Genomic DNA, 7,211 nt, shown 5'->3' on the forward strand with positions numbered 1-7,211 from the left:
CCAAAACCCGCAAAAAACCCTTTTCCGTAAGGGCGTTTGGGCCCCCCCCTTAAATTTGTTTTCCCACCTCTCCGCTTACCCCCCCCCCCCTCCCCCCCTAAGGGTGGGGGGGCCGCCGCCCCCCGCCCCCCCGGTACTCAACGCTTACTTCAGTTCGACCTTGGCGCCGGCTGCTTCCAGCTGGGCCTTGAACTTGTCCGCGTCGGCCTTGGAAACGGCTTCCTTGACCGGCTTCGGAGCCGCCTCGACCAGGTCCTTGGCTTCCTTGAGGCCAAGACCGGTGATGGCGCGAACTTCCTTGATGACGTTGATCTTCTGAGCGCCTGCCTCGGTGAGGACGACGTCGAATTCCGTCTTTTCCTCGACCGGAGCAGCAGCGGCCGCAGCGCCGCCGGCAGCGGCAACCGCCACCGGAGCAGCGGCGGAAACGCCCCACTTTTCTTCAAGAAGCTTCGACAGCTCGGCCGCTTCGAGGACGGTCAGCTTCGAAAGGTCGTCTACGATCTTTGCCAGATCAGCCATTGCAATGTTCCTTCATAAGATTCGAACGTGTGTTTGTGATAGCGAGGAACGGCCTCATGCCGCCTCGTCCTTCCGGGCGTAAGCGCCGATGACGCGCGCGACCGAAGCCGCAGGCGCATTGACGATCTGGGCGATCCGGGTTGCCGGCGTGGCGATCATGCCAACCAGCCTGGCGCGCAGCTCATCGAGCGACGGAAGTGTGGCGAGTGCCTTTACACCGTCGGCATTGAGCGAGGTGGTGCCCATTGCGCCGCCGAGAATGACGAGCTTGTCATTTCCCTTGGCGAAATCGGACGCGACCTTCGGCGCCGCAATCGGATCCTCCGAATAGGCGATCAGCGTCTGTCCCTTGAACAGCTCGATGATCGATGCGGAGTCCGTGCCCTGAAGAGCGATTTTGGCGAGACGGTTCTTCGCGACTTTGACGGTGCCACCGGCGGCGCGCATTTTCGACCGAAGGTCGTTCATTTGCGCGACGGTGATACCGGCGTAGTGGGCCACGACGACTGAACCAGCGCTTGAGAACGCATCATTCAGGCCCGTGACGAGTTCGCGTTTTTCCGCTCTGTCCACTGCCTATCTCCAGTTGACCCCTGCCCTCTATGAAGGACAGGCGTCGGTTGCCTTTTGCCGGCCGGGCCATCCAGTAACGGATCTCCCGAACGACGCTCGAGGATCCTGCCCCCTTTCGCCACACCTGCCGGGAAGCCGGACGGTGCGCAGACAAAAGGCAAACACGGTTCGAACCTTTCATTGGAGCTTGTGGCTCCTTTGTCCGGTCTTCACCCGTCTCATGCAGGCCCACATGAATTAAGGCCCACATCACCTAAGGTTTGGGGGCCGCCTGCAATCTCGGACAGGATGTCCGGAAGCCTTTCGACTTCCGGTACCGGGCCGCCGACAGGTCGGAGGCCCGGAATTCTTTCACGGATCAGCGTTTTAGCGGCCGATCCAATTGTTTCGTATCAGGACGCAGCGAGCGTCGAGACGTCGAGCTTGAGGCCCGGGCCCATCGTCGAGGTGACCGACACCTTCTTGACGTAGTTGCCCTTGGCACCAGCCGGCTTTGCCCTGGTCACCGCGTCAGCGAAGGCGCGGACGTTTTCTTCCAGCGCCTTGACGTCGAACGAGACCTTGCCGACGCCGGCGTGAACGATGCCGGCCTTCTCGACGCGGAACTCGACGGCGCCGCCCTTCGATGCCTTGACGGCGGCGGTAACGTCGGTGGTGACGGTGCCGACCTTCGGGTTCGGCATCATGCCGCGCGGACCGAGCACCTTGCCGAGACGGCCGACCAGCGGCATCATGTCCGGCGTGGCGATGCAGCGGTCGAAGTCGATCGTGCCCTTCTGGACGATGTCGACCAGATCCTCTGCTCCGACGATGTCGGCGCCGGCGGCCTTGGCCTCCTCGGCCTTGTCGCCACGCGCGAAGACGGCGACGCGAACGCTGCGGCCGGTGCCGTTCGGCAGGTTGACCACGCCGCGGACCATCTGGTCGGCATGGCGCGGGTCGACGCCGAGGTTCATCGCGACTTCGATCGTCTCGTCGAACTTCACCGAGGAGCGATCCTTGAGCAGCTTCAGCGCCTCACCCAAAGCGTAAGCCTTGTTGGGATCGATGCCTTCGCGGGTCTTCGATACACGCTTTGCAATCTTTGCCATGATCTCAGCCCACCACTTCCAGACCCATCGAGCGGGCGGAGCCCTCGACCATGCGCATGGCCGCCTCGACGTCGTTTGCGTTAAGATCCTTCATCTTCTGCTCGGCGATGGCGCGCACCTTGTCGCGGCCGATCGTGCCGGCCTTGACCTTGCCCGGCTCCTTCGATCCCGACTTCAGGTTGGCAGCCTTCTTCAGGAAGTAGCTAACCGGCGGCGTCTTCATGACGAAGGTGAACGACTTGTCCTGGTAGTAGGTGATGACGACCGGAACCGGCGAGCCCTTTTCCATTTCCTGGGTCTGCGCGTTGAACGCCTTGCAGAACTCCATGATGTTGATGCCACGCTGACCAAGCGCCGGGCCGATCGGGGGCGACGGCGTGGCCGATCCCGCGGAAACCTGGAGCTTGAGCTGGCCTGCAATTTTCTTAGCCATCTCTCTTCCTGCCTTTTCTCATGCCGGTCTTGCCGGCGGTTGCAGTCTGGTGGTGCGGTCCGCGCGGCCGGCTAAAGCCGCATTCGCCTCCCACCCGTTTTTGGCCGCGCGATCTCCGCGCCGCCTTCCCTGCCGCCGAAACCGGTGCAGGGATTTCGGATCAGCCCTTCTCGACCTGTCCGAATTCCAGATCGACCGGCACGGCGCGCCCGAAGATCGAAACTTCCACCTTGAGCCGCGCCCGCTCCTCGTCCACTTCCTGGACGAAACCGTTGAACGACGCGAATGGTCCATCCGAAACGCGGATCGCTTCGCCGATCTCGAACGTCACCGACGGCTTCGGCCGCTCGACGCCTTCCTGAACCTGGTTCAGGATACGCTGGGCCTCGGCTTCGGTGATCGGCACCGGCTTGGAATCGCCCAGGAAACCGGTGACCTTCGGCGTGTTCTTGACGAGCGAGAACACGGCGTCGGTCAGATTGGCTTTCAGCAGCACATAGCCCGGAAAGAACTTGCGCTCGGCATCGACCTTGCGGCCGCGGCGGATCTCGACGACCTTCTCGGTCGGCACCACGATCTGCTCGATGTCGGCGGACAGGCCCTTCTGCTTGGCCTTGTTCTCAATGTCCTCGGCGACCTTCTTTTCAAAGTTCGAGTAGGCGTGGACGATGTACCACCGCGCGGTCATTTCAAGACTTCTCCGTAATCGCCGGACTTACTGTCCGAGGCCGAGGATTTTTTCGACCGCAAAGCCCATGGCCACGTCTGCGGTAAAGAAAAAGATCATCGCGATGACCGCGAACACAAGGACCATCACCGTCGAGATCATCGTTTCGCGCCGCGACGGCCAAGTGACCTTGGCGGTCTCCGCGCGAACCTGCTGGAGAAAGGTGAAGGGATTTGTGGTTTTCGAAGCCATATGCCGCTCTGTCTGCAAGACCCGTTGGCCGGGCCTCCTGGATGATCCCGCTGGCCGGGACGTGCCGCTTGAGCGTGCGTTCGCGCCGAATCAGCGCAATCATTTCGCCCATGCAAATCAGACGCGTAAAGCCGGCTTCCCAGCTCCACGCGTCGCGTGTCTGTTTCGTCTACATAAAACCGATTCTTGATCCACGCAAGTGGCAAGTGTCCGCTTTATGCGCAAACGCCGCCTCGGAACCATCCAGTCGTTCCGTCCCGGCTATGCGGCCCTTATGCCGCAACTTATGCTATATGGCAAGTCACAAGCCGGTTTTCAAAGGCCGCACTGCAAAAGAATCGTTTTAGGTATCCATTCAAAGAATGGCACGGGCAGCAGGGCTCGAACCTACGACCTGCGGTTTTGGAGACCGCCGCTCTACCAACTGAGCTATGCCCGTATGCGCATGTCGGCGCAGCAGGCGCTTCCTAAAAGCTTCCGCGCCCTCTGTAAAGAGCGACGTGCGCTACCCGGCCTTCATCTTCGAAAGTCCAGGCGTCCTCCCGGCCATTTCCCGTCGATCCGTTGATTGCTGACGATCCAGCCGACCCAGGGACGCACGATTTTCGGGTCGGTCAGATTGATGTATTTTCCAACCAGCCCTTTCGCACCCTCGCGCCGCGCATCGATGAGCCCCTTGCGCACGCCATCATGCCAATCGAACAGCAGGTAAACCCTCTCTCCCGCCGTCTTCACCTCGCCCCGGCCGGACTTCCATTTATGCTTGCTATCGCCCGGGATCGTGGGATCGGCACCGCCGTTCCATCGGCTGGACCAGCTGCCTTCGATGGTGTCGTTGCGGTCGCGGTCGCGGTCGGTGCCCCATGCCTCGGCATTTTCATCGCTTGGAGTTCCCTCCAGTTTCAAGCCGGCGGCGAACGCCGACACCTCCTCGTCGTCGGGAGTGGGGACGTCCATGACGCCAAACGGATTTCGGATTCCGCGGTTGCTGTCAGAATTTGCTTTGCTGTCCGATCCCATCGCAGGCCTCCGGTTTTTCAGCGCGGCCCCCGCCAGCCACGGCGGCCTCAAACCGTTCCAGCCTGGCGGACCGAACCATTCACCGCCACCCATTTCCCGCAAATCGGGTCCTGGCGGCAGGCTTTTCGACCGATTTGCGCCCCGGTCAGTCTCCCGAAGGCGCCTTGTATGGGCCGCCCGGCACCCCCCAATCCCAGGCCGGCATTGGTTCGGTCTCGGGATCGCAGGTCGGGCCCTTGTTGGAGTTCATCTTGGCCAGCCGCGATCCCCATTCGACATAGGCCATGAAAGCCGAGCGGAATTCGGGATCGTCAGGCAGCCCGACCTCGTCGGCGGCGTCGGCGAGAAGGTTGATCCAGCGCCGGCGCTGCTCCTCGGTCAGATGCTTGCCGAGACGGTGCATCACCATCTCGCGATGGCCGCCATGCTTTTCGCTGTAGGTTTTCGGTCCACCGAAAACTTCGCCGATGAAGGCCGCGACGTGAGCGGGATGATCCGGCGACATGTGCTTGAACACCGGCCCGACGATGGGATCCCGAGAGACGCTGTCGTAGAAGGTTTGGGTCAGGCGGTTCAGCGCTTCGGTGCCGCCTGCCCATTCAAACAATGTCGGGACATCCTGGCTCATTCGCGATCCCTCCGATGCTGGTCTTCAACCGCGCTGGACGATAGCGGAAACATCGAGCGCCGCTCAACCTGCCTCGATGGCCAGTGCAAGGTTGCGCTAAAGCTTCGCCGGCGTCTCTGCCTCGGCGCTGGCGGACGGCAGAACGCGGCAGTTGCCGGGCTTCGGCGACGACTTGCAGATGGTGGCGCCCGTCAGCGCGTCCACCGATTGCGGCCCCGTCGTCAGTCCAACCTTCAGCATTAGGTCTGGTTCGAGCTGGCGCTCGACCGAGCGCTGCTCGAGCGCGGCGAACAGACCGGGACCAATCGCCATGTCCTCGAGATAGGTCTTAATTATCTGCTGCTGTCCCATCAGGTACATGCCGAGCCGCGCTTGCGGACCGACAAACCGTCTGACGCCGCCGGCAAGCATGAGCGCGCAGGCCGAATCGCATACCGCTCCCGAATCGACGGTCAGGCCGGCATAGGCGCCCTCTTTAGCCAAGCAACTCCACTCTCCCGGGTCGCAGCCAACGAAATCGGTGCGGGCGACGGCGATGTCGAGCTTCTTTTCGTGGATAAGTCGCCCCACCGCCAGAGCACTGAACAGGTCGCCTCCTTGTGAGCTGACCACCACCGGCAGCCGTCGGTTGCCAAGCATGGCGAGCAACTGGCGCAGCTTCTGCGGGGTCTGAGGCGCAATCGCGCCTTCGGCCGAGATCCATTCCGGGCAGTTTGGATTGCAAAGCGGGTTGCTGCCGCGAACCACAACGAAGCGCATGTCTGCGACCTCCTTCGGCCGCGGGGTTTCGAGCCCTGCGGGTGCAGGCTCGGCTTTCGCCACCACCTCGCCGGCCGGCTTCGTGATATTCGCCGGCGCCGGCACCTCCCTGCAACTCGCCGGCAACGGATCGGACGTGCATAGGGTTGGCGCGGTCAGCAGGTCGACGGCATCCCGGCTGGTGACGAGATTCATTTGCAGCATGTCGTAGGGAGCCAATTGCTGGATACCGCTGGCCGGTGTGCTTTTCATGGTCTCGAGCACACCCAGGCCGACGCCCATCTCCTTCAGATAGGCCGCCAGCTTCCGCTCCAGCGGCTTGTTCATCTCATAGGTCTTGTAGCTGCCGGCGTTCTTCCGGCTGACGACCTTGGTGCTGAGAATCTTCTTCTTGCCCTTCACCATGCGATAGGTGGTGCGGTACAGCAATTTCGTCCGGATATAGGTCGTGGTGATCTGATGGACGCCGAGAAAGGCCCATTCGCCTACCACGCGCCGGATGCCGCCGGAAAACATCAGCGGACAGGCGGAATTGCAGATGGCGCCATCGGCATAAGCATTGCCAAAATAACGGGCGCTCTTGCCGTCGTTTTCCTTGCAGTTCTTCACATCTGGCAGACAGCCGACGAAGCGGGTTTTGCCGACGGCGATATCGAGCTTGTTCTTGCGGATCAGGCGACCAAGTGTCAGCGCCGCTTCGACATTGCCGCCGGGGGAATCGACGACGATCGGCAGCTTTCGGCCGCCAAGCGCTTTCAGCGCGCGTTTGAACAGGGCCGGCGTGCCGGCTTCTATCGAGCCTTCCGCCGATATCCATTCCGGACAGGTCGGCTCGCAGCCCGGCGCGCTGCTGCGCACGACGACGAACCGCATCGTCGGGCCGAAATCCGGCGCGGATTTTTCCGGTGTGGATTTCTTTGCATCCGCTGCGAAGGCAGCGTGGCCCATGGCAAGCAACGACACCAGGCAGATCAGTCCTAGCGACCACCATGCCTGACTATGCAAGCGGCGCCATGGAACCATTCGGGCAGCCCCCCTCGATGCAACCTATACTAGTTATGGCAGAGGCGCTTGCAACAGGATTTGAAGCAATGCGGTTAATCCATTGCCAGAATATCAGAATCAAAAGGGCGGCCCGAAGACCGCCCCTTTGCATCCGATCTCAACCGGCAGCGCCGGCGATTACTCTGTGATGGTGACGACGATGCCGGCACCGACGGTGCGGCCGCCTTCACGGATGGCGAAGCGCAGCTTCTCTTCCATGGC

General features: G+C 61.9%; 10 protein-coding genes and 1 tRNA gene. All 11 read right to left on the reverse strand.

Annotation, left to right across the window (positions count from 1 at the left end; translation table 11 throughout):
* Positions 1-144 precede the first annotated feature (144 nt).
* Positions 145-522 (reverse strand): 50S ribosomal protein L7/L12, encoded by a 378-nt coding sequence (gene rplL / locus NKH60_RS34255; protein ID WP_023680442.1) that lies wholly within the window; start codon positions 520-522, stop codon positions 145-147.
* Positions 523-576: 54 nt separating this feature from the next.
* Positions 577-1,095 carry a 50S ribosomal protein L10 gene (rplJ, locus tag NKH60_RS34260; RefSeq protein ID WP_008875657.1) on the reverse strand — a complete coding sequence of 173 codons (519 nt, stop codon included), beginning with the start codon at positions 1,093-1,095 and terminating at the stop codon, positions 577-579.
* A 392-nt stretch (positions 1,096-1,487) separates the two neighbouring features.
* The gene (rplA, locus tag NKH60_RS34265) at positions 1,488-2,186 is read right to left on the reverse strand and encodes a 50S ribosomal protein L1 (RefSeq protein WP_023680441.1); all 699 of its coding nucleotides are present in this window, start codon (positions 2,184-2,186) and stop codon (positions 1,488-1,490) included.
* A 4-nt stretch (positions 2,187-2,190) separates the two neighbouring features.
* Positions 2,191-2,619 carry a 50S ribosomal protein L11 gene (rplK, locus tag NKH60_RS34270; RefSeq protein WP_023680440.1) on the reverse strand — a complete coding sequence of 143 codons (429 nt, stop codon included), beginning with the start codon at positions 2,617-2,619 and terminating at the stop codon, positions 2,191-2,193.
* A gap of 160 nt (positions 2,620-2,779) precedes the next feature.
* The gene (gene nusG, locus NKH60_RS34275) at positions 2,780-3,307 is read right to left on the reverse strand and encodes a transcription termination/antitermination protein NusG (protein WP_006333333.1); all 528 of its coding nucleotides are present in this window, start codon (positions 3,305-3,307) and stop codon (positions 2,780-2,782) included.
* Between the two features lie 27 nt (positions 3,308-3,334).
* Entirely contained in the window at positions 3,335-3,538 is a 204-nt protein-coding gene (secE, locus tag NKH60_RS34280) for a preprotein translocase subunit SecE (RefSeq protein ID WP_023680439.1), read from the reverse strand.
* Between the two features lie 363 nt (positions 3,539-3,901).
* Positions 3,902-3,977, reverse strand: a tRNA-Trp gene (locus tag NKH60_RS34285).
* A 77-nt stretch (positions 3,978-4,054) separates the two neighbouring features.
* Complete coding sequence (locus NKH60_RS34290) at positions 4,055-4,558, reverse strand: hypothetical protein (protein WP_352875014.1); 504 nt, start codon at positions 4,556-4,558, stop codon at positions 4,055-4,057.
* 145 nt (positions 4,559-4,703) lie between these two features.
* Positions 4,704-5,186, reverse strand: coding sequence for a group II truncated hemoglobin (locus NKH60_RS34295; RefSeq protein ID WP_352875016.1), 483 nt, complete (start codon positions 5,184-5,186; stop codon positions 4,704-4,706).
* A gap of 96 nt (positions 5,187-5,282) precedes the next feature.
* Complete coding sequence (locus NKH60_RS34300) at positions 5,283-6,968, reverse strand: COG3904 family protein (protein WP_352875017.1); 1,686 nt, start codon at positions 6,966-6,968, stop codon at positions 5,283-5,285.
* Between the two features lie 159 nt (positions 6,969-7,127).
* On the reverse strand, positions 7,128-7,211 hold an 84-nt coding region (locus NKH60_RS34305; RefSeq protein WP_502898581.1), incomplete at its 5' end, for an EF-Tu C-terminal domain-related protein.

The organism is Mesorhizobium sp. M1006 (genome assembly GCF_040318825.1).
Classification (GTDB): Bacteria; Pseudomonadota; Alphaproteobacteria; order Rhizobiales; family Rhizobiaceae; genus Mesorhizobium.